The sequence below is a fragment of the Pseudonocardia oceani genome (assembly GCF_019263585.2).
In the GTDB taxonomy this organism is placed as follows: Bacteria; Actinomycetota; Actinomycetes; order Mycobacteriales; family Pseudonocardiaceae; genus Pseudonocardia; species Pseudonocardia oceani.
Map to the genome: position 1 here is coordinate 2908158 of NZ_JADQDF010000001.1, position 22346 is coordinate 2930503.

Consider the following 22346-nt stretch of genomic DNA (forward strand, 5'->3'; position numbering starts at 1 on the left):
GAGGCTCAAACCCGGACGTTGGCGCGGAACTTCGGCACCCGGAGGGTGATCTTCATGCCCTCGCCGATGTTGGTCTCGACGACGAGGCCGAAATCGTCGCCGAAGGCCGAGCGCATCCGGTCGTCGACGTTGCCCAGCCCGACGTGCGCACCGGAGAGGTGGGCGTCGTCGAGGTCCTCGGTGAGCCGTGCCGGGTCCATGCCCACGCCGTTGTCCTCGACGATGATCACGCACTCGGAGCCCGCGTTCTCCGCGGTGAGGGTGATCGTGCCGCCGCTGGGCTTGCCCGCGAGGCCGTGACGCACCGCGTTCTCGACGAGCGGCTGCAGCGCGAGGAACGGCAGCACGACGCCGAGCACCTCGGGCGCGATCTGCAGCTTGATGTTGAGCCGGTCGGAGAACCGCGCCTTCTCGAGCTCGATGTAGCGCTCGATATTGGTGAGCTCCTCCTTCAGCGTCGTGTACTCCCCGGCGGTGCGGAAGGAGTAGCGCGTGAAGTCGGCGAAGGACAGCAGCAGCTCGCGGGCCCGGACCGGGTCGGTGCGGATGAACGAGGCGATCGTCGTCAGCGCGTTGTAGATGAAGTGCGGCGAGATCTGCGCGCGCAGGGCGCGGACCTCGGCGCGGTCCAGGCGCCGCCGCGACTCGTCGAGCTCGGCCAGCTCGAGCTGGCTCGACACGTACCGCGCCACCTCCGCCGTGGCCCGCAGCAGCACCGGGCCGGCAGTGGAGGTGGTGAGCGCGGCGAGCGTGCCGATGATGTTGCCGTCGGTCTCCAGCGGCACGACGACGACGCCGCGCACCTCGCAGCCGGGGTGGTCGCAGGAGATAGACGTGTGCGACATGACCTCCTGGCGCCCGGTCGCGATCACCTTCTCGGCCAGGATCCGCACGTCGGGCTGGTGCTGGTCGGAGTCGCCGTCCCAGGCCAGCGTGGCGCCGCGGCTGTCGGTCATGGCCAGCGCGCAGGTCTCCAGCAGGGTGCGCAGGTAGGGCAGCGCGAACCGGGCCGACTGCGGGGAGAGGCCCTCGCGCAGCGCGGGCGCGGCGAGCGCGACCGTGTGCAGCGTGCCGAAGGTGGCCTTCTCCAGCGGGTTGGCGAAGGTGTTGCGGCGGTTGCGCAGGGCGTAGAAGACGGTGGCCGCGACGCTCAGCACCAGCAGGCCGCCCAGGACGAGGACGACCGGCGACAGCGCTTCCACGATCTCTACCTCACCAGCCGGGACAGTCGACGGTCGGCCAGCGGCTTGCCGCCGGTCTGACATCCCGGACAGTACTGGAACGACTTCGTCGCGAAGGACACCTCTCGGACGACGTCGCCGCAGACGGGGCACGGGAGCCCCGTGCGGGCGTGGACCCGTAGGCCGGAGCGCTTCTCGCCCTTGAGCTCGGCCGCCTTCTGGCCGACCGAGCGGTCGACGGCGTCGGTGAGCACCGAGCGCAGCGCGGCGTAGAGGGCGTCGACCTGCTCGGTGGTCAGCCGCCCCGCCGACGCGTAGGGCGAGAGGCGCGCGGTGTGCAGGATCTCGTCGCTGTAGGCGTTGCCGACGCCCGCGAGCACGGTCTGCTCCACCAGCAGCGTCTTGATCCGCTCGCCCCGCCCGGACAGCAGCGCCGCGAACTCGTCGCGCGTGAGCGCCATCGCGTCCGGGCCCAGCCGCGCGATGCCGGGCACCTGCCGGGGATCGGGCACGAGGTGGACGGCGAGGCGCTTCTGCGTGCCGGCCTCGGTGAGGTCGAACCCGGGGCCGCCGACGTGGTCGAGGTGCACCCGCAGCTCCAGCGGACCGCGCCCGGGCTTGGGCGGGGTCGTGGTGGCGGTGTCGTGCCAGCGCAGCCAGCCGGCGCGGGACAGGTGGGTGATGAGGTGCAGGGGATCGTCGGGCCGGTCGGCGAACTCGACGGACAGGAACTTGCCGTAGCGCGCCGCTCCCGTGACGACCCGCCCGGCCAGCGCCGTGACGGGCGGGTCGAACGTCTTGACCGCGCTCATCGAGGCCACGTCGACGCGCGCGACGGGGCGGTAGATCGCGTGCTCGCGAAGGTGGTGGGCCAGCGCCTCGACCTCGGGAAGCTCGGGCATCGGCCCTCAGTTCACCGGCTGCAGCGGACTGTCGGCGTGGCCGGGCGTGCCCTGCGTGCGCAGCCGCCGGACGACGATCCGCAGCTCCTCGCGGGCCTTCGCGCCGCCGCGGACCAGGCCCGTCCAGCGCTCGGCGGGCTGGTCGTAGCTGCCCGCCGTCTCCGCGACGACCGTCCACGGCCGCCGCAGCCACCAGCGGACGGGGAAGAACAGCACCACGGCCGCCGCGAGCACCCAGAGGAACCACGGGACGTGCACGAGCGCGGGCGTCCAGACGATGAGGATCACCCAGAACAGGAACAGCGCGGAGAGGATCAGGACCGCGGCGCCGCGGCCGCCGTCGACGTCGTGCTCGAAGTCGTCGCCCGTGGCGGGCACGGACCACTCGATGTTGCGGCGCACCTGCCAGGTGCGCCCGTCGACGCCGGCGACCGTCTTCGTTCCCACGCCGTCCACTGTCCCACACCGGGGCCCCGTGGGGCGGGAGCGTTCGTCAGGCGGCGGGGCACGCCGCAGGGGCGCTGAGCTGGTCGGGAGCGCCGGGGGCGAGCAGGTAGGCGACGACGAGCTCGGCGGTGGTGTCGCCGTCGTTGCGCAGCGTGTGCGGCACGGCGTCCGGGATGAACAGCGCGTCGCCGGCCTCGTAGGTGACGGGCTCGCACGCGTCCTCGAGCTGCACCGTCACGCTGCCCGCGGTGACGATCGTCGTCTCGGTGCCCGGGTGCAGCGCCCACCCGATCGCGATGCCCGGGGGGATGCTCGCGGTGCGTACCGAGTAGACCGCCGGGCCGGGCGTGCGGATCTGCAGGGGCTGCTCGACCAGGCCGCTGCCCAGCAGCTGGGGCAGGCGCGGCGCGGGTTCGTCGCCGGCCGGCTGCGCCGTGGGGGCGGGTGCCGCGGTCTCCTCGGCCGGGTCGCCCAGCTGGCCCGGTTGCGCGCACCCGGCGAGCGTGACCGCCGCGACGGCGAGCACCACCAGCATCCGAGCCGTCCTGCGCACCGGTGAACCTCCCGCGGTCGTCCGGCCACCCACGGTAGTGGAAGGATCATCCGGCGCTCGTCCGGTACTCCCCGGTGGTGGTGCGCGGCTACGAGGCGGTGCCGGTCCGCAGCGGCAGGTGCGTGATCCCGTTGATGAAGTTCGACGTGAGCCGGCGCGGCTCGCCGTCGAGCTCGACGGGCGGGCGGGCCAGGAACTCGGTGAAGAACGCGCGCATCTGCAGCCGCGCGAACGCCGCGCCCAGGCACAGGTGCGGGCCCTGGCCGAAGGCGAGGTGGTCGTTCGGGGTGCGCTCCGGGTCGAAGCGCAGCGGGTCGGGGAAGCGGCGCTCGTCGGCGTGGGCCGAGCAGTGGTAGACGACGACCTTGTCGCCCGCGGCGATCTCCCGGCCCGCGAGCACGACATCGCGGGCGGCGGTGCGGCGGAACGTGAGCACCGGCGGGTGCACCCGCAGCAGCTCCTCGATCGCCGCCGGCAGCCCCGAGGGGTCCGCGCGCAGCCGGGCGTACGCCTCCGGGTTCTGCAGCAGCGTCAGCACGCCGCCGGGCAGCGCGCTGCGCACGGTGTCGTTGCCCGCGATCACCAGCAGGAAGAAGAACATGTGCAGCTCGGCCCCGGTGAGCCGCTCGCCGTCGACCTCGGCGTGCACGAGCGCGGTCATCACGTCGTCGGCGGGCTCGGCGCGCTTGCGGTCGGCCAGCGATCCGGCGTAGGCGAACATGTCGGCGAGCTGGGCGGGCGAGCGCGGGTTGACCGGGCGCCCGGCGGGGTCGGTGACGACCTCGGCGTGCTCGGGGTCCTGGTAGCCGATGACGCGGTCGGTCCAGCGCTTGAGCAGCGGCCGGTCGGCGTGCGGCACGCCGAGCAGGTCGGCGAGGTTCTGCAGCGGCAGGTCGTCGGTGACGTCGGTGAGGTCGAACCGCGGGCCCGCCGCCGCCAGCAGCGTGCGCGCCCGCTCGGCGATGACGTCGGCGAAGCGCTCCAGGCGCCGCCGCGTGAACGCCCCGGTGACCAGCGTGCGCAGGCGCACCTGCTCGGGAGGGTCCATGTTGAGGACCATGCGGCGGATGAACGGCAGGTCGGCCGGGTCGGGGTCACGGATCTGCGTGGCGCCCAACGACGACGAGAAGTCCTGCGGGCTGCGCAGGACGTGGCGGACGTCGTCGTAGCGGGTGACGGCCCAGTACCCGGGCCCGGCGGGCCAGATGCCGACCTCGTGCTCGTCCTGCCAGCTCACAGGGTCGGTGTCGCGCAGGGTGCGCAGCGCGTCGTGCGGAACGCCGCGCGCGAAGACGCGGGGGTCGAAGACGTCGATCGCGCTCATGCCCGCCCCCTCAGCCGAAGTCCAGCGCGGGCGTGAGCACGCCCTCCAGCGCGAGCAGCCACTCCTTGGTGGCGCGGCCGCCACCGAAGCCGCCGAGCCCGTCGGAGCCCAGCACGCGGTGGCAGGGCACGACGACCGGGATCGGGTTGGAGCCCATGATCGCGCCGACGCCGCGGGCCGCGGTGTGCCCGCGCGCCGGGTCGCCCCCGGCCAGGCCGGCCCGGGCGGCGAGCTCGCCGTAGGTGACGGTGGCGCCGAACGGGACGGTGGCGAACAGCGCGTCGAGCACGCGGCGCTGCGAGCCCGAGGTGAGCGAGCGGTCGAGCGGCACGGTGAACACGCGGCGGCGCCCGTCCAGGTACTCGGCGAGCTCGGTGGTGGCCTGCTCGAGGAGCGGCGACCCCGCGACGACCACGGCTCCCAGGCGGGCGGCCGCCCGGGCCGCGACCTCCGGGACGTCGCCGAACGCGACCAGCGCCAACCCGGCGGCGGTGACACCGACCGTGAGCGCCCCGATCGGCGCGGGGGCCGGCACGACGGCCACGGCCAGGGTCCGGGGCCCATCGTCTGTGCAGGGCCCCGCGTCCGTCCCGGGGCCCGCGTCGTCCCCCGTGCCGCGGTCGTCGCTCATGCCCCGAGTGTGCCCGGTGACCCCGACGGTCCGGGAGCGCCGGCCGGGAACAGGTCGGCCACCAGGTGCCGGGCCGCCCAGTCCGACCAGTCCGGGACGGTCCACCCGTGCCCGACGACCAGTCGCCCGTAGACCTCGGGCGCGAGCAGGGCGTCGAGCATCTCGGTGGCGCGCTGCAGCGACACGTGGGTGGTGAACCCGGGCCGGTCGGCGAGCTCGTCGACGACGCGGGCGTGCGCGGCCAACGCGGCGCGGCGGGACCGGTCGAGCAGCTCCGCGGGCTCGGGATCGGCGGCGGCGGCGTGCAGGACGGCGTCGAGCGGGTGGCGCCGCGCCACCTCCGCCGCGGTGGCCTCGACATAGGCGCGCAGCTCCCCCGGGCCGTCCGCCGCCGAGCCCGGCCGCCACCCGGAACGGTGATCCTCGGCCTCGGCGGCGAGGACGGCCTCCAGTACCGCGGCCTTGCTGCCGAAGGAGAGGTAGAGCGTCTGCACCGCCACCCCCGCCGCCTTCGCCAGGGCCGAGGTGGTCGTGGCCAGGTAGCCGAGCTCGACGAACAGCGGCCCGGCCGCGGCGACGATCCGTCCGCGCGTGGCCTCCGCCCGGGCGCTGCGCGTGCCGATGGCCATCGGACCCCCGTCGTGTAGTGCTGTTCTGGAATTGCTTTCCACAACAACGCTACAGCACGACGTTCTGGGACCTCTCTACAGTGCGGCGGCCGATCCGACACCGCTGCGCGTGTCCGCGGCGGCGCGCAGCAGCGGGCCCCCACCCCGTCCGACCGCGCACATCCGGCCGAGCGCCCACTCCCCCGCGTCGACGACCCCGTGCCCGCGCCGGCGCAGCTCCGCGAACGTCGCCGCGCCCAGGCGCGACTCCGCCACCAGGCCGGCGGGTGCCCACCCGCGCGGCGCGAAGGAGCTGGGGAAGGCGGTGGAGTGCCAGGCCGGGGCGTCGATCGCGGCCTGCAGGTCCAACCCGCCGACGGTGTGGGCGAGCCAGAAGCACAGCTGCCATTGGTCCTGCTGGTCGCCACCGGGCGTGCCGAAGGCGATCCGCGGCTCTCCGTCGTGCAGGCCGAGCGAGGGCGAGAGCGTGGTGCGCGGGCGCCGCCCCGGCACCAGCGACGACGCCACGCCGTCCTCGAGCCAGAACATCTGGGCGCGCGTGCCGAGGCAGAAGCCGAGCGCGGGGATGGTCGGCGAGGACTGCAGCCACCCGCCCGACGGCGTCGCGGAGACCATGTTGCCCGCGGCGTCGACGACGTCGACGTGCACCGTGTCGCCGCGCACCGCCCCGGTGCGGCTGACGGTCGGCTCCCCCAGCCCCGGACCGCTGACGCCGTCGCCCCTCTTCTGCCCCGGCCGGGCGGCGTAGTCGGCCAGGCGCGGCTCGCGGCCGTCCGGGCTCCCCGGCCGGAGCTCGCGGGACGCGTTCTCGCCGATCAGCGCGCGGCGCCGGTCGGCGTAGGCCTGCGACACCAGCGCGTCGAGCGGCACCGGGGCGCTGTCGCCGTACCAGGCCTCGCGGTCGGCGAAGGCGAGCTTCGCGGCCTCCGCGGCGCGGTGCACCGTGGCGGCGGTGGCGACGCCGTCGGCGTAGTCGGCGTCGCCGCGCAGGAGCTGCAGCATCTGCGGGAGCACCGGCCCCTGCGACCACCCGCCGGGCTTGGCGACCGTCCAGCCCCCGCCGACGTCGACGGCGAGCGCGTCCTCGTAGGTCGCCGACCAGCGCGCCAGGTCGTCGGCGACGAGCAGGCCGGGGTGGTCGCGCCCGGACTCGTCGCGCACCGGCACCGTGCAGAACGCCGCGATCTCCTCGGCGACGAAGCCGCGGTACCAGGCGTCGCGGGCGGCGTCGATCCGCGCCTCGCGGCTCCGGCCGACCGCGGCGTCGAGCAGCCGGCGCCAGGTCGCGGCCAGGACCGGGAGGCGGTGCGTGGTCGTGGGGACGTCGCCGTCGGGCAGCCACGTCGACGCCGACGACGTCCAGTGCCCGCGGAAGTGGGCGGCGACCGTCGCGATCGTCGGGGGGATGCGCGGGACCAGCGGGAACCCGCCCGCCGCGTACCCGATCGCCGGTTCGAGGACCTGCGCGAGGCTCCAGGTGCCGTGGTCGCGCAGTAGCGTCAGCCAACCGTCCCACGCACCGGGCACGGTGGCCGCGAGCAGCCCGGTGCCCGGCACGATCGGCAGGCCGTAGCCGTCGCGCAGCCGCTGCACCGTGGCCGCCGCCGGCGCGACGCCCTGCCCGCACAGCACCCGCGGCACGGGATCGGCGGGCGTGACGAACACCGCCGGCACCTCGCCCCCGGGCCCGCACAGGTGCGGCTCCACCACCTGCAGCACGAACCCGGCCGCCACGACCGCGTCGAACGCGTTGCCGCCGCGCGCGAGCACGGCCATCGCCGTGGACGTGCCGAGGTAGTGGGTGCTGGAGGCGGCCCCGGCCGGCCCCCGCTGCTCGTGCTTCGTCGGTGCCACCCGCCGATCCTGGCGGGCGGCGCGGCGGCGCGCAGCCCCGGGAGCGGCCCCCTACAGGTCGGCGGCCAGCGGCACCTCGTCGATCGCGGGCGACGTCATCCACACCCGGACGGCGTGGGTGGCGGCGACGTCGTCGGCGTTGTACTCCAGCAGCCGGTCGCGCTGGACGGTGTCGGGCGGGGCGCCGTCCATGCCCACCGCGTCGCGGTACCAGCGCATCGAGTTCTCACCGCTGGCCTCGGCGTCGTGCCAGCCGAACCCCGCGGCGGGGGCGATGCGCTTGAGGCCCTTGCCGTGCGCGCACAGGAACCACTCGTTGACCACGGCGAACAGGTCGACCCAGCACGGGTCGGCGATGAAGGCCTCGACCTCCGCGATCGGTGGGATGCCCGGCATCCCGGCGAAGCGCTGCGCGGAGCCCAGCAGCCAGCGGTTCTCGGCCTGCTCGTTGTAGCAGTAGGCGGCGAACGTGCGGCCCGACGCGGCGGCCCGGGCGCGCACGGCGGACAGCCAACCCCAGAACGCGGCGAAGGAGCGGGCCTCGTCGAGGGTGGGCACCGGGTCCCAGGTGGCGAAGGCGCGGTAGCCGTCGGGCTCGTCGCCCGGGCGGGCGCCGCCGGGGTGGGTGAGCAGCGCGCCCCACAGGTAGGCGCCGGACTCCCCGAAGCTCTCCATGTCGACGTCGACCTCGATGTCGGCGCGCAGCACCGGCACCCGCGGCACCCGCCGCACGACCGACAGGTCCTTGCGCCACGCCCGCGCGAGCGCGACGACGTCGGGGTAGGGCTGCGCGGGGAACGGGATGGGCGGCTCGGCCGCGGGGTCGAGCCCCGCGAGCTGCTCGACGGTCTGCACCCCGACCTCGCGCAGCGCCACCGCCGTCTCCCCGCGGACGACGAGGCTGACGTCGTCGGTGCGGCGGAGCTCGGACTCGCACGTGGGCCACCACGGGCAGTGGCGGCACTCGTTGACGCGCGAGGGCGCGGCGAGCGCGGGCGCGCCGGTGGCCGCGGCGAGCGCGACGGCGGTGCGGTCGGCGAAGCGGGCCTCGTACTCGGCGAGGGTGGAGCGCCCGCCCGGCCAGTGCCCGGAGCGCAGGTCGTGCCAGACCACCGCGTCGGCGTCGAGCCCGATCACCCCGGCGAGGTCGGCGTGGCGGGCCCCCTCGGGCGGGGCCCAGCCGGCGGCGCGCAGCAGGCGGTGCAGGTGGGCCAGGCGCAGCAGGTCGCGCGGCTGCGAGCGGACCTTGCGGGTGGGGTCGGGCAGCGCGCGGTCGGGGTGCGGCGCCAGCAGCGGCGACGTGACGGCGCCGGTGCCCGGGTCGGTGACCCGGTGGCGCACGACGACCAGCGGCACGTACCCGCCGCCGGGCAGGCGCACGAGCAGCTCCGCCCCGCCGCGCCCGGCGCCGTCGGAGGGCAGCACCGCCCCCCACACGTACGGCGCCCGCCGCTCGATCGCCGCGGCCGTGGCCGCGACCCGCTCCGCGGTGCTGCCCGCGGGCACCCGCGCCCAGCCGTCGAGGACGGCGCCCAGCCGCGCGGCCAGCTCGTCGCGGTGGGCCGCCGCGTCGGCCCGGCGCTGCTCCAGCGACGGGTCGGGCAGCGCCTGCGGGACGCCGGCCGCCGACGGGTCGTGGTCGAGGTGGATCCGGCGACGGCAGCGGGTGAGCGCCCCGGCGTCGAGCAGGACGGCAGGAGGGGAGGGGTTCGCCGCTGTCGCCGTCACACCCCCGAGGGTAATGAGGACCTCCGACAACCTCCGCGACTGCCGCCCGTCGCTGATCGTCATAGGCTGCGCCCCACACCGGTCGAGGAGGACGAGCATGGCTCTGGGGCGACGATCCCGGCGTACCGACGCGACGACGTCCGTGGCCGACGCGGCGAAGGACGTCGGCAAGGCGGTGAAGAAGCCGCTGACCGGCAAGCAGGCGAAGCGGATGATCGGCGTGGGCACCGCGGTGGTCCCGCTGCTGACGCCGTACGCGCTGGCCGTGGCGGGCGCGGCGCGCGGGGCGTGGGACGCCCGCCGGGCCGCGCGGCTCGGCGTCGCGGCCGACCAGCTCGGCGCCTACTCGGGCCCGGGGGGTGCGCTGCACGCCCGGCTCTCGCGGATCGCCGAGGCGCTCACCGAGCTGGAGGGCTCGGACACCCGCGCCACCGACGACGCCCGGGCGTTCGTCACCGCGACCCGTCCGCGGCTCACCGACCTGGCCGTCGCCGTCCGGGCGGCGGAGCAGATGCCCACCCCGCGCCGCCGCACGGCCTACCGCGCGATCGGCCACGAGCTCGACCGCATCGAGATCGACCTGCTGACCCACCTGGGAGTCGTCACCACCTGACCCGCGACTACCGTCGGGGGTGTGGACGGGGTCGGAGCGGGCGTGCGCGGAGTCGCGCTGGCGCTGCTCAGCGCCCTGCTCACGGCCGCGGGGCACGGCGCGGCCGGCGGCGCCCTGCCCGACCTCGCGCTGCTCGTCGTCCTGCTCCCGCTGCTGTGCGGGGTCCTCGTCACGGTCGCCGGGCGGGCCACCGGGCTCGTCGGGCTGCTCGGCACGCTCGCCGCGGGCCAGCTCGCGCTGCACCACCTGCTGGAGCTGCTGCACCCCGCGCACACCGCGGGGCCCGCGCTCCTCGGGCCGGCCGGGATGTGGGCGATGCACGGCGCGGCCACGCTGGTCGTCGCCGCCGCGGTGCGCCACGCCGACACCGCGGTCGCGGCCGTGCACGCCGCGCTCGCCCGGGTCCTCCCGCGCCGGACGGTCCCGCCGCCCGCGCGCCGCCCGCTGCCCGCGCCGGTCCCGGCCGCGCCCGCCGCCGGCCTGGCGCTGGCCGGTGCGCTCGCCGCGACGCAGGTCCGGAGGGGTCCGCCGGCGGGGTGCTGACCCCGTCCGCACACCCCTCATCCGGAGAGACCATGTCCGCACGTCCCCGTCGGCTCGCCCTGCGCGCCGCCACCGTCCTCACCGCGGCGACCGCCGCCGTCCTCGTCACCGCCGCTCCCGCGTTCGCGCACGTCACCGCGCAGGCGGGCGACCTCCGCCAGGGCGGCTACGGCGTCGTCACCCTGCGCGTCCCCACCGAGTCCGAGACCGCCGGCACCGTCGCGCTGCGCGTGTCGCTGCCCGCGGAGCACCCCCTGCGGTCGGTCCGCACCAGCCCGATGCCCGGCTGGACGGCCGCGCTCGAGCGCAGCGGCGAGACCGTCACCGCCGTCACCTGGACCGCCGACCCCGGCGTCCGCGTCGGTCCCGGCGAGTTCGCCGAGTTCCCGCTGTCGGTGGGCCCGCTGCCCACCGACACCGACCTGCTCGTCCTGCCGGCGGTGCAGACCTACGACGACGGCGAGGTCGTCGCGTGGGACCAGCCGCCCACCGCCGACGGCTCGGAGCCCGAGCGCCCCGCGCCCACGGTCGAACTGCTGCCCGCGGAGGACGCCACCGCCACCGACACCACCGCCACCGACACCACCGCGGACCCGGCGGGCGAGGACGACACCGCCCGCTGGATCGGCGGCGCCGGCCTGCTCGTCGGCGCGCTCGGGCTGGGCCTGGGCGGCGGCGCCGTCCTGCAGAACCGGCGGCGCACCAAGGAGGAGAGCACCCGATGAACCGCGTCCTGCGCACGGCCGCGCTCACCCTGCTGTGCGGGTTCGCCCTGCTGCTCGGCACGGGCGTGGCCTCGGCCCACACCCGCCTGCTCGGCAGCGACCCCGCCGAGGGCACCAGCCTCGACGCCGGGCCCGCCCGCGTCGCGCTGGAGTTCAACGAGACCATGCAGCCCGGCTTCTCGACGGTCACCGTCGTCGGGCCCGACGGCACCCAGTACCAGACCGGCGAGGTCACCGCGGACGGCGGCACGGTCGCGATCGGCGTCGGCCCGCTCGGCGCCGCCGGCCGCTACGAGATCGGCTACCGCGTGATCTCCGAGGACGGCCACCCGGTCACGGGCAGCGTCGCCTTCACCCTCACCACCGACGGCCCGGCGGCCGCCGCCCCCGCGGCCCCGTCGACGTCGTCGCAGGCCGCGGCGGCGCCCGAACCGGCGGCGGCACCCGCAGCGCCCGCCGAGGACGGCGGGATGCCGGTCTGGCCGTGGATCGTCGGCGCGGTCGTCCTGGTCGGCGGGGGCGTCGGGGCCGCGCTGCGGCTCGGGCGCTCGTGACGCGCCCGGCCTGACCCCGTGACCGCCCCGATCTCCGACGCCCGCGCCCGGCTCCGGCCCGCCGCGTGGGGCACGCTGGCGGTCGGGGCGGCACTGGTCGCCACGGCGGTGGCCGGGGCGGGGGCCCTGGGGCTCGGCGTCGTCGCGGCGCGGGTCGGCGCCGACGTCGTGGGCGTCGCCTGCGTCGGGTTGGCCCTGGTGGCCGTGCTGCTGCCCGGGCCGACCGGGCCCACCCGGCACGACATCGCACGCGTCGACCGGACCGTCGACCGGGCCCTGCTCGTGCTCGGCGGGGCGTGGGTCGCGCTCGTGCTGGTCGGCGTCGCGCTCCGCGCGGCCGACGCGTTCGGCCGCGGGCTCGGGCAGCTGGGCGCGGGCGAAGTGCTGGCCTGGTCGACACGGCTCGCCGCGGGCCGCGGGCTGGTGCTGACGGCCGGGTGCGCGCTGGTCGTGCTCGTCTGCGCGGCCGTGCGGCTGCACGACCCGGACCGGGTCGCCGTGCGGATCCCGCTGGTCGCGGCCCTGCTCGGGGTGCTGACGCCGACGGTCACCGGCCATGCCGGTTCGGCGCCGGACCACCAGCTCGCGGTGGTCACCGCCGCCCTGCACGCCGGGGCGGCCGCGCTGTGGGTGGGCGGGCTGGGCGGGCTGCTCGTGCTCGTCGCCCGGCACCGCGCCCTGCTCGCGGCCACCGTGGGACGGTTCTCCACGCTCGCGGGCGCGTGCGTGGTGGTCGTCGCCCTCACCGGCGTGCTCGGCGCGCAGGTCCGGCTGCAGGACTGGGGCGCGCTGCTCACCACCGCGTACGGACTGCTCGTGGTGGCCAAGTCGGTGGCGCTGGTGGCGCTCGCCGCGCTGGGCGGGCTCGCCCGGCGCCGGCTCGCGGCCGGGCGCACCCCGGTGCTGCGCTGGGCGGGCGTCGAGGTGGCGCTGATGGCCGTGGTGCTCGGGCTCGCCGCGGCGCTCACCCAGACCGGCACCTAGCTCCGGTAGGCCTCCAGCAGCCGCAGCCACACCTCGCTGATCGTCGGGTAGGCCGGCACGGCGTGCCAGAGCCGGTGCAGCGGCACCTCCCCCACCACGGCGATGGTCGCCGCGTGGATCATCTCCGCGACGTCCTGCCCCACGAACGTGACGCCGACGAGCACGCCCCGCGCCTCGTCGACGATCATCCGCGCGGCGCCGTCGTACCCGTCGGCCTGCAGCGACGAGCCGCCGACGGCGATCGGGATGTCGACGACCCGGACGTCCAGCCCCGCCTCGCGGGCCTGCGCCTCGGTGCGCCCGACGGAGGCGACCTCGGGGTCGGTGAACACCACCTGCGGCACGGCCACGTGGTCGGCGGTGGCCGCGTGCTCGCTCCACGGCGCCGGGTCGACCGGCTTCCCCGCGGCGACCGCCCCGATGACGGTGCCGACGATCCGCGCCGCGTACTTGCCCTGGTGCGTGAGCGGCGCGCGGCCGGTGACGTCGCCCGCGGCGAACAGCCAGCCCCCGTCGACGCCCTGCACCCGCCCGGCGTCGTCGACCTCCAGCGTCGACCCGGGCTCCAGCCCGACCGCGTCGAGGCCGACGTCGGCGGTGTGCGGGCGGCGCCCGGTGGCGACCAGCAGCGCGTCGACGGTGATCTCCTCGCCGCCGACCGACATCGCGACGCCGTCTGCCGCGGGGGCGACGGAGTCGAGCGACGCGTCGAGCCGCAGGTCGACACCCTCCTCGCGCAGGGCGGCGGCGACGCGCTCCCCCGCGAACGGCTCCATCGACGCCAGCAGCGACGACCCGTGCTGCACCAGCACCACCTGCGACCCGAGCCGCTGGTAGGCCTGCGCGAGCTCGCACCCGACGACCCCGCCGCCGAGCACGCCCAGCCGTGCCGGCACCGCCTTCGCGGAGGTGGCGTCGCGGGAGGTCCAGGTGCGGACGGTGTCGATGCCGTCGACCGGGGGCGTCACCGGCGTGCTCCCGGTGCAGACGACGACGGCGTACCGGGCGGTCAGGACGTCACCGCCCTCGACGGTGACCTCCTTCTCCCCGGTGATCCGCGCGTGACCGCGCAGCAGCGTGATCCCGGCGCCCTCGGCCCACTCGACCTGGCTCGCGTCGTCCCAGTCGTGGGTGAAGGTGTCGCGGCGGTCGAGGACGGCCTGCGGGTCGAACTCGGCGGTGGTGCCGGGCAGGCGGCGCACCGCGGCGACGGCGTGTCCGGTGCGCAGCAGCGCCTTCGACGGCATGCACGCCCAGTACGAGCACTCGCCGCCCACGAGCTCGGCCTCCACCATCGCGACCGACAGCCCGGCCTGCGCGGCGTAGCCCGCCGCGTTCTCGCCGACCGCGCCGGCGCCGATGACGACGACGTCGAAGGAGGTCCCGGAGGAGGGCGTCCCCGTCGCGGCGCTCACGGCGCCGTCACCGACACGACGGCCTCGAGCAGGTCGACGTCGCCCTCGCGCAGCTCCAGCACGCGTCCCGCGGTGCCGGGGGCGTCGAGCAGGGCGGCCAGCACGGCGGCGGTGTCGTCGCGGGTGATGTCGCCGCGGTCGACCGGCGGCGAGGCCAGCAGGACCTTGCCGGTGCCCGGGTCGTCGGTGAGCGCGCCCGGGCGCAGGATCGTCCACGCCAGGTCGGACGCCTGGACCGCCTCCTCGGCGGCCTTCTTCGCCCGCAGGTACGCGGCCCAGGTCTCGTCGGTGCCCGGCGCGGGCTCCGTGTCGACGCCGGTGGAGGACACCAGCAGGTAACGCACCACCCCGGCCCGCACGGCCGCGTCGGAGAGCAGGACGGCGGCGGCGCGGTCGACGGTGTCCTTGCGCGCCACCCCGCTCCCCGGGCCGGCCCCGGCAGCGAACACCACTGCGTCGGCCCCGGCCAGGTGCGGCGCGAGCTCGTCGACCGTGGCCGTCTCCAGGTCGAGCACGACGCACCCGGCGCCCGCCGTCTCCAGCTCCGCCCGGTGGTCGGGGTTGCGCACCAGTCCGGTGACGGTGTCGCCCCGCCCGGCCAGCAGTGCGGCGAGCCGCAACCCGATCTTGCCGTGTCCTCCTGCGATCACCACATGCACGACGGCGACGCTAGACCCGGCGCGGCGGTCGTGCCGGGCCGGGAGCCGGGAGATCGCTCTCCCGGTGCCTCGTAGCAGTTGCCTCGACGCTCCCCCCGCCGGACCAGCTCGCCGCTGCCGACCAACCTGCCGAGCAGGCGGCCGGCCTGGGTGGGCGCGAGGGAGCACAGCCCGGCCGCCCGTCCACGGGAGATCCGGCCGTGCGCCGCGACGTGGGACAGGACCATCTGCTCCTGCTGCAGCGGCTCGAAGCTCCGCACCCGGACGTACCCCGACGGCGCCTCCAGTGCGCGGTAGACCGCGGCCGACAGGTGCCAGGACCGGCCCTTATCGAACAACGTGCCATTCCCGGTCGGGTTCAGCGGTTCGGGCGCAGCGTCCAGACGACGGTCATCCGGCTCGTCTCCCGGCCGCCCCCGTCGGTGACCACGACCGACACCGTGAACTCCGGGCGCGTTCCCGCGTCGAGCTCGGCGAGGACCTCGGCCGCGTCGCGGTCGAGCTGCGCCACCGCCGTCAACGGGCCCTTCGCGAGGCGCAGGTAGGCGATCTCCGAGCGGACGACGAGCGGCGTGGCGCGCTCCATCACCCCGCCGAACGCCGCGAGCCCGACCGCCCCCGACGCCGTCTCCCCCAGCCCGAAGATCATCGCGGCGTGCGGGCCGGCGACGTGGTTGTGCTGCCCGGCGTCGTCGGGGAGGTGTGCGACCGCGCGCGTGCCGGTGGTCTCGCCGAAGGTGATCCCGGCGGTGCCCACCCAGGGCACGGTCTGCGTCATCGCGGGGCCGACCCAGCTGGTGTCCGTCGTCATGGGGCACATGTTACTCACGGGTAAGCGTTCCGACCCTCACCTGAACGGCAGTACGTTTTGTCCGTTTTCTCGCTCTGCGGAATGGAACGGGTTGTGAGCGGCGGCACTCGGCACTGGAATCGGACCCAGTCCCCGACACCTGAGGAGGTCCACCGGTGAAGGCCGTTCGGGTACACGCGTACCACGAGGATCCGAAGATCGACGACATTCCGGAGCCCACGATCCAGGGCCCGTTGGATGTGATCATCAAGGTCGGTGGCGCCGGCGTCTGCCGCACCGACCTGCACATCATCAACGGCGACTGGGCCGAGGCACAGAACCCGAACCTCCCCTACGTCATCGGCCACGAGAACGCGGGCTGGGTCCACGAGATCGGTGCGGGCGTCACGAACGTCGCCGTCGGCGACACCGTGATCCTGCACCCGCAGCCCTCCTGCGGCCTGTGCCTGGCCTGCCGTCGCGGTCGCGACATGCAGTGCGAGGCGGCGTTCTTCCCCGGCCTGTCGAACAACGACGGCGGCATGGCGGAGTACCTGCGCACCACCGCGCGGGCCTGCATCAAGCTCGACCCGAGCACCAACCCGGCCGACGTCGCCGCGCTGGCCGACGCCGGCATCACCGCCTACCACGCGGTGCGCAAGGCGGCCGGCGGCCTGTTCCCGGGCACCACCGCGGTGGTCCAGGGCGCGGGCGGGCTGGGCCACATCGGCATCCAGTCCCTCGCCGCGATCACCAGCGCGCGGATCATCGTCGTCGACCGCAACCCCGACGCGCTCGCGCTGGCCAAGCAGCTCGGCGCCGACGAGACGGTGCTGGCCGACGGCAACCAGGTCCAGGCCGTCAAGGACCTCACCAACGGGCTGGGTGGTGACGTCGTCTTCGACTTCGTCGCCGAGCAGGGCGCCGAGCTCGACGCCTGGCAGATGACCGCCCCCGCGGGATCGCAGTACATCCTCGGCTACGGCGGGGAGTTCAGGGCGCCGACGCTCGACTTCGTCGGCGGCGAGAAGAACGTCATCGGCAACATCGTCGGCACCTACTCGGACCTGTCCGAGCTCATGGTCCTGGCGCAGGCCGGCAAGGTCACGCTCCACACCAAGCAGTACCCCCTGGAAGCGGCGCTCGACGCCCTCCACGATCTCGACGCCGGCCGGGTCCGCGGCCGCGCGATCCTCGTTCCGTAAGCACCGAGTTCCGCAAGCACTGACGCAGAGAGGTTCCCACCACATGTACGAAAAAGATGGCGAGAAGTACTTCGTAGTCGACTCCCACTCCCACTTCTGGGACGCGAGCCGCGAGAACTGGCGCGAGGGCCGCGAGGAGTTCGCGAAGGGCTGGATCGACTGCTTCTACGGCTACCACCAGCTCGGCCCGCCCGAGACCCACTGGGACTACGAGAAGTACCTGAAGGTCACCCCCGAGGACTTCGAGCGCGACATGTTCGAGGAGGGGCACGTCGACGTCGCGATCTTCCAGTCGACGTACCTCAAGGAGTGGTACACCAACGGCTTCAACACGGCCGACCAGAACGCCGAGATGCTCGAGCGCCTCGGTGACAAGGTCATCGTCAACGGGCGGTTCGACCCGCGCGAGGGCGACGCCGGCATCAAGCAGCTCGAGGCCGACGTCGCGAAGTACGGCCACAAGGGCATCAAGCTCTACACCGCGGAGTGGAACGGCGACTCCCGCGGCTACAAGCTGACCGACCCCGAGTGCTACCGCTTCTTCGAGGCCGCGCAGGCGCTGGGTGTCAAGAACATCCACGCCCACAAGGGCCCGACGATCTGGCCGCTCAACAAGGACGCGTTCTCCGCCGACGACGTCGACCAGGCCGCCACCGACTTCCAGGGCCTGAACTTCATCATCGAGCACGCGGGCATCCCGCGCATCGAGGACTTCTGCTTCATGGCGGTGCAGGAGCCCAACGTCTACGCGGGCCTGTCCGTCGTCATCGGCGGTCTCATGCACGCGCGCCCGAAGTTCTTCGCCAAGGTGATGGGCGAGCTGCTGTTCTGGGTCGGCGAGGACCGCATGACCTTCGGCGGCGACTACAACATCTGGACGCCCAAGTGGCAGGTCGAGGGCTTCGTCGACTGGCAGATGCCCGACGACCCGTCGTGCTCGGACTACCCGAAGCTCACGGTCGACACGAAGAAGAAGATCCTGGGTCTCAACGCGGCCAAGCTCTACGACATCCCGGTGCCGGCGGAGCTGCAGATCCAGACCGACGCCGACGAGGCCATGGCTCCCGGCGAGCAGCTGGTGGCCGGGTCGTGACGGCCGGCCTGCACGGAGACGTGTGGGCCGCCCTGGGGTCGGTGATGGACCCGGAGCTCGACGAGCCCATCACCGACCTCGACTTCGTCGAGACGTGCACGGTGTCCGACGAGGGGGTGGCCACGGTCGGTCTGCGGCTGCCCACGTTCTTCTGCGCGCCCAACTTCTCCTTCCTGATGGTCGCCGATGCCTACGACGCCGTGTCGCAGGTGCCCGGCATCACGCACGCGGTGGTGACGCTGGCCGACCACCACGCCTCCGCCGAGATCAACGGCGGCGTGGCGGCCCAGTCCGGCTTCGTCGCGTCCTTCGAGGGCGAGGCCACCGACGAGCTCGACGAGCTGCGCGAGCAGTTCCTGCAGAAGGCCGCCATGGCCGGGCAGGACCGCGTCGCGCAGCCGCTGGTCGACGGGGGGGCCGGACCGGACGACCTCGCCGGGATGACCCTGGGCCAGGTGCCTCCCTCGGGAGACCTGACCCGCCTCCGTGAGCGGCGGTCCAAGCTCGGTCTCGCCGCGGACGACGACGCACCGCTGCTGCTCCACAAGGACGGCAGCCGCGTCACGTCGGCGCAGGTCCCGCTGCACCTCCGGCGGGCCCGGCTCACGCGGATGAGCATCGAGACCAACGGCGAGTACTGCAAGAGCCTGCTCCAGACGCGGTACGCGGCCACCGCGCCCTGACCGCCGGCTCGACGATGCCCCGGCCCCGGAACGATCAGGGCCGGGGCATCGTCACGAACGGACCACGAGAGGAGGCGGACCACCATGACGGTGGCGATGCAGACACTGATCACGTCCATGCAGGAGATGACCGACACCTTCCACACGGCGGTCTGCGCCCGCGACCTCGAGGCCGCGCTCGCCGTGGTCGCCGAGGACGGCACCGTGGAGGACGTCCCGGGCGGTGGAGCGCGGTCCGGCGAGGACCTGCGCCGCCACCTCGCCGAGGAGGTGCTCCCGCACCTGCCCGCCGACCTGACCACCCGCCGGGTGACGCGCACGGCCGACATCCGGACGCTGGTCGACCAGCGGATCGTCGGGTTCACCCACGACCGCGAGCTGCCCTGGCTGCTGCCCGGCGTCGACCCCACCCACCGTCGCGCGGAGGTGCTCGCGATCTCCGTGGTCGCCTTCCGGCACCGCACCCGCGCCGCCATCACCCGGTCGCTCATCTCGTCGCACCGCACACTGTGGGACCACACCGGCCTGCGCATCCAGCTGGGCCTCGCGTAGCGCTCTGGTCACCGCCCCGCCTGTCGCCGCCGTGCCGGGCTCCGCCCCGTCTAGGTTGCTCGGGTGGACGTGCGCGCGCTCGTGTTCGACGTGTTCGGGACCGTGGTCGACTGGCGCTGCGGCGTGGCGCGCGAGGTGGCGCGCCTGCTCGGGCCCGCCGTCGACGCGGAGGCCTTCGCCGACGCCTGGCGCGGCCACTACCTGCCGTCGATGGACCGCGTGCGGCGCGGGAAGCGGCCGTGGACCGGGCTCGACGGGCTGCACCGCGCCTCCCTCGACGAGCTGCTCGAGGAGTTCGGCGCGCCGGACGCGCCCGAGGACGTGCGCGTCGAGCTCGTGCACGCCTGGCACCGGCTCGACCCGTGGCCCGACTCCGTCGAGGGGCTGCACCGGCTCAAGGCGCGCCACGTGATCGCCACGCTGTCCAACGGCAACGTCTCGCTGCTCGTCGACATGGCCAAGCACGGCGGCCTGCCCTGGGACACCGTGCTGTCCGCGGAGCTGTTCGGGCACTACAAGCCCGACCCCGAGGTCTACGACGGCGCCGCCCGCCTGCTCGACGTCGTGCCCGGGCAGGTGCTCATGGTCGCCGCGCACCTCGACGACCTCGCCGCGGCGCGCGAGCGCGGCCTGCGCACGGCCTACGTGCACCGGCCCGACGAGAAGGGGCCCGGCGTCGAGATCGCGGCCTCCGACCCGGCCGCCGACGTCTCCGTCGGCTCGCTGGTGGAGCTGGCCGAACACCTCGGTTGCTGACGCCGGTCACCGTGCGTGAACGGGTGTGGCGGCCCCACTCCGACGAGTGAACCTGTCCCACTTTCGAGACCGCACGGCCACCCGGTTCGTTGGGTCTCCGACGAAGCGACCCCCACGGCCGGCGGTCCCGCCCCTCCTGAGGAGCCAGACATGGCACAGCACACCTTCAACCTCAACGGTGAGTCCGTCACCGTCGAGGCCGACGACGACGTCCGCCTGCTCTGGGTGATCCGCGACCTGCTCGGGGTCACCGGCCCCAAGTACGGCTGCGGCATCAACGTCTGCAAGGCCTGCACCAGCCACATCAACGGCAAGGCGTTCAACCCCTGCTCGGTGCCGGTCTCCGAGATCTCCTCCGAGGACGAGATCACCACGATCGAGGGCCTGGCCGACACGGTGGACTCCGACCTGCACCCGATGCAGCAGGCGTGGATCGAGAAGGACGTCGCGCAGTGCGGCTACTGCCAGCCCGGCCAGATCATGGCCGCGGTGGCGAAGGTCCGCCAGTGCGCCGACGAGGGCCGCAAGCTCGACGACTCGGCCATCGAGGAGATCCGCAACATCTGCCGCTGCGGCACCTACAACCGCATCCGCGAAGCGATCTACGCGGGCGCCGAGAACATGTGACCCCGCGGTGGGGCTCGCCTACGCGGGGGCCCCGCCCGACGTCGCGGTGAGCACCCGGAAGACGTTCTCCAGCCGGTAGCCGCCCCCGGGCGTGCGGTGGAGCTCGAAGCGCTCCAGCACGGCCCGGCGGACCGCGGCCGGGCCGGCGCGGTTCACCGCGTGCCGCCCGATGCCGGTGCCGAACAGCGGCCCGACGAGCTCGTCGTCGTCGGGGTAGTCGAAGGGGCAGACGACCTCGTCGAACGACGTGACGGTCAGCCCGGCCAGCTCCACGAGCGCGCGCAGGCGGGCGGGCTCGGTGATCGGCGGCGGGCCGTCGGGGGCACGGCGGGAGCCGACCCACGGGGCCAGCGCCTCGCCGAACGCCCGCACGTCGCACTCCTCCTCGCGCCCCCACACCGTCACCGCGACGACGGGTGCCACGCGCGCGGCCTCGCGCAGCACCAGCACCGGGTTGACGACGTGCGCGAGCAGCTGCACGGCGGCGGCGACGTCGAACGGGCCGAGGGATCCGAGGTCGTGGGCGTCGCCGACGGCGAAGTCCGCCCCGGGCACCTCCCCGGACGCCACGGCGACCGCCGACGGGTCGGTGTCGATCCCGTGCACCACGGCGCCGCGCGCCACGGCGGCCGCGGCGAACCCGCCGCCGCCGCACCCGAGGTCGAGCACCCGGGTGCCGGTGGTGACGCCGCCGGCGTCCAGGACGCGGGCGTGCAGCGGCGCCGCCCAGCCGCGGGGACCCTCGCTCACACCGAGCCCCAGACGTCCTGCGCGACGCGGACGATCAGCGCGAGCTTGGCCTTCTGCTCGTCGGCGGTGAGCTCGTTGCCCTCGACGGTGGAGGAGAACCCGCACTGCGGTGACAGGCAGAGCTGCTCGAGCGGCACGTGCTTGGCGGCCTCGTCGATGCGGCGCTTGAGGGCGTCGGCGTCCTCCAGCGCGCCGGACTTCGTCGTCACCAGCCCGAGGACGACCTGCTTGCCCGGCGGCACGAACCGCAGCGGCTCGAACCCGCCGGAGCGCTCGTCGTCGAACTCGCAGAAGAAGCCGTCGACGGCGAGCTCGCCGAACAGCGCCTCCGCCACGTGGTCGTAGCCGCCCTCGGCCGCCCACGAAGAGCGGTAGTTGCCGCGGCACATGTGCGTCGTGACGCGCAGGTCGGCGGGGCGGTCGGCGATCGCCGCGTTGATCTGGCGGATGTAGCGCAGGTGCTGGGTCTCGGGGTCGTCGCCCTTCGCGGCCAGCTCGGCGCGGTGCGCGGGGTCGTTGAGGTAGGCCAGCGCGGTGTCGTCGAGCTGCAGGTAGCGGCAGCCCAGGCCGTGCAGCGCCGCGACCTCGTCGGCGTAGGCGGCGGAGAGGTCGGCCCAGAACCCCTCCAGGTCCGGGTAGACCGACCGGTCGATCACCGCGGAACCGCCCCGCGCGTAGACCATGCTGGGCGACGGGATCGTCAGCTTCGGCACGGCCGTGGTGACCTGGTCGGCCAGGTACCGGAAGTGGTCGGCGAAGATCGGCTCGTCGAGGCGCACGTGGTCGGTGACGGCCATGCCGGCGGAGGTGAACGCGCCCTCGCCGGAGGCGTTGCGCATCCGCACCCGGATCTGCTCGTCGGTCCGCGTGATGCCGCCGAGCCGGTAGATGAAGTCCATGTGCCACGACGTGCGGCGGAACTCGCCGTCGGTTGCCGCTCGCAGGCCGACCTCCTCCTGCACGGCCACGACGTCGGTGATCGCCGCGTCCTCGGCGGCGCGCAGGCCGGCGTCGTCGAGGGTGCCGGCGGCGTGCTGCTCGCGGGCGGCGAGCAGCGCGGGCGGGCGCAGGAGGCTGCCGACGTGGTCGGCGCGGAACGGCGGCGCGGTCACGGCTCCGGGAGGCGTCATGGGGGCGAGGCTATGCCG

26 protein-coding genes are annotated in these 22346 nt (G+C 74.9%); 11 read left to right on the top strand and 15 right to left on the bottom strand.

Features of this window, described 5'->3' with window-relative positions:
• Nucleotides 1-5 precede the first annotated feature (5 nt).
• From I4I82_RS14550 to I4I82_RS14590, 9 genes are all read right to left on the bottom strand, one after another.
• On the bottom strand, nucleotides 6-1202 hold the full coding sequence (locus I4I82_RS14550) for a sensor histidine kinase (RefSeq protein ID WP_226370058.1): 1197 nt from the start codon (nucleotides 1200-1202) through the stop codon (nucleotides 6-8).
• 5 nt (nucleotides 1203-1207) lie between these two features.
• On the bottom strand, nucleotides 1208-2083 hold the full coding sequence (locus I4I82_RS14555) for an Fpg/Nei family DNA glycosylase (RefSeq protein WP_218591972.1): 876 nt from the start codon (nucleotides 2081-2083) through the stop codon (nucleotides 1208-1210).
• A gap of 6 nt (nucleotides 2084-2089) precedes the next feature.
• A complete protein-coding gene (locus tag I4I82_RS14560; protein WP_218591971.1) occupies nucleotides 2090-2530 on the bottom strand; it encodes a hypothetical protein in 441 nt (146 codons plus the stop codon).
• Nucleotides 2531-2576: 46 nt separating this feature from the next.
• Nucleotides 2577-3083, bottom strand: a complete 507-nt coding sequence (locus I4I82_RS14565; RefSeq protein ID WP_218591970.1) for a cupin domain-containing protein — start codon at nucleotides 3081-3083, stop codon at nucleotides 2577-2579.
• 88 nt (nucleotides 3084-3171) lie between these two features.
• On the bottom strand, nucleotides 3172-4407 hold the full coding sequence (locus tag I4I82_RS14570; protein WP_218591969.1) for a cytochrome P450: 1236 nt from the start codon (nucleotides 4405-4407) through the stop codon (nucleotides 3172-3174).
• Between the two features lie 10 nt (nucleotides 4408-4417).
• Nucleotides 4418-5038, bottom strand: coding sequence for a methylated-DNA--[protein]-cysteine S-methyltransferase (locus I4I82_RS14575; protein ID WP_218591968.1), 621 nt, complete (start codon nucleotides 5036-5038; stop codon nucleotides 4418-4420).
• The gene (locus I4I82_RS14580) at nucleotides 5035-5667 is read right to left on the bottom strand and encodes a TetR/AcrR family transcriptional regulator (protein ID WP_218591967.1); all 633 of its coding nucleotides are present in this window, start codon (nucleotides 5665-5667) and stop codon (nucleotides 5035-5037) included. The genes I4I82_RS14575 and I4I82_RS14580 overlap by 4 nt, the downstream gene beginning before the upstream one ends.
• Before the next feature lie 75 nt (nucleotides 5668-5742).
• Complete coding sequence (locus I4I82_RS14585) at nucleotides 5743-7521, bottom strand: gamma-glutamyltransferase family protein (RefSeq protein WP_372451470.1); 1779 nt, start codon at nucleotides 7519-7521, stop codon at nucleotides 5743-5745.
• 51 nt (nucleotides 7522-7572) lie between these two features.
• Nucleotides 7573-9312, bottom strand: coding sequence for a TM0106 family RecB-like putative nuclease (locus I4I82_RS14590; protein WP_218591966.1), 1740 nt, complete (start codon nucleotides 9310-9312; stop codon nucleotides 7573-7575).
• Between the two features lie 34 nt (nucleotides 9313-9346).
• Here I4I82_RS14590 and I4I82_RS14595 point away from each other — a divergent pair, with 34 nt between their 5' ends.
• Genes I4I82_RS14595 through I4I82_RS14615 form a run of 5 tightly spaced genes read left to right on the top strand, consistent with a single transcriptional unit; the run spans nucleotide 9347 to nucleotide 12668 of the window.
• The gene (locus tag I4I82_RS14595; protein ID WP_218591965.1) at nucleotides 9347-9862 is read left to right on the top strand and encodes a DUF6474 family protein; all 516 of its coding nucleotides are present in this window, start codon (nucleotides 9347-9349) and stop codon (nucleotides 9860-9862) included.
• 21 nt (nucleotides 9863-9883) lie between these two features.
• The gene (locus I4I82_RS14600) at nucleotides 9884-10405 is read left to right on the top strand and encodes a hypothetical protein (protein WP_218591964.1); all 522 of its coding nucleotides are present in this window, start codon (nucleotides 9884-9886) and stop codon (nucleotides 10403-10405) included.
• 32 nt (nucleotides 10406-10437) lie between these two features.
• Nucleotides 10438-11130, top strand: a complete 693-nt coding sequence (locus I4I82_RS14605) for a YcnI family copper-binding membrane protein (RefSeq protein WP_218591963.1) — start codon at nucleotides 10438-10440, stop codon at nucleotides 11128-11130.
• On the top strand, nucleotides 11127-11684 hold the full coding sequence (locus I4I82_RS14610; protein WP_218591962.1) for a copper resistance CopC family protein: 558 nt from the start codon (nucleotides 11127-11129) through the stop codon (nucleotides 11682-11684). Before I4I82_RS14605 ends, I4I82_RS14610 begins: the two co-directional genes overlap by 4 nt.
• A gap of 18 nt (nucleotides 11685-11702) precedes the next feature.
• On the top strand, nucleotides 11703-12668 hold the full coding sequence (locus tag I4I82_RS14615) for a CopD family protein (RefSeq protein WP_218595796.1): 966 nt from the start codon (nucleotides 11703-11705) through the stop codon (nucleotides 12666-12668).
• Here I4I82_RS14615 and I4I82_RS14620 read toward each other — a convergent pair.
• The 4 genes from I4I82_RS14620 to I4I82_RS14635 are packed head-to-tail and all read right to left on the bottom strand — an operon-like array spanning nucleotide 12665 to nucleotide 15553.
• Nucleotides 12665-14083 (bottom strand): dihydrolipoyl dehydrogenase family protein, encoded by a 1419-nt coding sequence (locus I4I82_RS14620; protein WP_218589952.1) that lies wholly within the window; start codon nucleotides 14081-14083, stop codon nucleotides 12665-12667. The two genes, I4I82_RS14615 and I4I82_RS14620, sit on opposite strands and share 4 nt — an antisense overlap.
• Nucleotides 14080-14742, bottom strand: coding sequence for an SDR family oxidoreductase (locus tag I4I82_RS14625; RefSeq protein WP_218589953.1), 663 nt, complete (start codon nucleotides 14740-14742; stop codon nucleotides 14080-14082). Before I4I82_RS14625 ends, I4I82_RS14620 begins: the two co-directional genes overlap by 4 nt.
• The gene (locus tag I4I82_RS14630) at nucleotides 14730-15080 is read right to left on the bottom strand and encodes a hypothetical protein (protein ID WP_218589954.1); all 351 of its coding nucleotides are present in this window, start codon (nucleotides 15078-15080) and stop codon (nucleotides 14730-14732) included. The genes I4I82_RS14625 and I4I82_RS14630 overlap by 13 nt, the downstream gene beginning before the upstream one ends.
• 20 nt (nucleotides 15081-15100) lie before the next feature.
• Nucleotides 15101-15553, bottom strand: coding sequence for a DUF4442 domain-containing protein (locus tag I4I82_RS14635; RefSeq protein WP_218589955.1), 453 nt, complete (start codon nucleotides 15551-15553; stop codon nucleotides 15101-15103).
• 155 nt (nucleotides 15554-15708) lie between these two features.
• On the opposite strand from I4I82_RS14635, the gene I4I82_RS14640 reads away from it, so the two are divergent.
• The 6 genes from I4I82_RS14640 (at nucleotide 15709) to I4I82_RS14665 (ending at nucleotide 20448) form a co-directional block, all read left to right on the top strand.
• The gene (locus tag I4I82_RS14640) at nucleotides 15709-16737 is read left to right on the top strand and encodes an NAD(P)-dependent alcohol dehydrogenase (RefSeq protein ID WP_218589956.1); all 1029 of its coding nucleotides are present in this window, start codon (nucleotides 15709-15711) and stop codon (nucleotides 16735-16737) included.
• A 43-nt stretch (nucleotides 16738-16780) separates the two neighbouring features.
• Nucleotides 16781-17830 (top strand): amidohydrolase family protein, encoded by a 1050-nt coding sequence (locus tag I4I82_RS14645; protein WP_218589957.1) that lies wholly within the window; start codon nucleotides 16781-16783, stop codon nucleotides 17828-17830.
• Entirely contained in the window at nucleotides 17827-18513 is a 687-nt protein-coding gene (locus tag I4I82_RS14650; RefSeq protein ID WP_226370060.1) for an iron-sulfur cluster assembly protein, read from the top strand. The genes I4I82_RS14645 and I4I82_RS14650 overlap by 4 nt, the downstream gene beginning before the upstream one ends.
• A gap of 96 nt (nucleotides 18514-18609) precedes the next feature.
• Complete coding sequence (locus I4I82_RS14655) at nucleotides 18610-19065, top strand: Cif family virulence factor (RefSeq protein WP_218589958.1); 456 nt, start codon at nucleotides 18610-18612, stop codon at nucleotides 19063-19065.
• A gap of 63 nt (nucleotides 19066-19128) precedes the next feature.
• Nucleotides 19129-19821, top strand: coding sequence for a haloacid dehalogenase type II (locus I4I82_RS14660; protein ID WP_218589959.1), 693 nt, complete (start codon nucleotides 19129-19131; stop codon nucleotides 19819-19821).
• A 150-nt stretch (nucleotides 19822-19971) separates the two neighbouring features.
• Nucleotides 19972-20448 (top strand): (2Fe-2S)-binding protein, encoded by a 477-nt coding sequence (locus I4I82_RS14665; protein WP_218589497.1) that lies wholly within the window; start codon nucleotides 19972-19974, stop codon nucleotides 20446-20448.
• A gap of 18 nt (nucleotides 20449-20466) precedes the next feature.
• On the opposite strand, the gene I4I82_RS14670 is transcribed toward I4I82_RS14665, so the two are convergent.
• A complete protein-coding gene (locus I4I82_RS14670) occupies nucleotides 20467-21198 on the bottom strand; it encodes a methyltransferase domain-containing protein (RefSeq protein WP_218589960.1) in 732 nt (243 codons plus the stop codon).
• Entirely contained in the window at nucleotides 21195-22328 is a 1134-nt protein-coding gene (locus I4I82_RS14675; RefSeq protein WP_218589961.1) for a 5-methyltetrahydropteroyltriglutamate--homocysteine S-methyltransferase, read from the bottom strand. The genes I4I82_RS14670 and I4I82_RS14675 overlap by 4 nt, the downstream gene beginning before the upstream one ends.
• Nucleotides 22329-22346: the final 18 nt, after the last annotated feature.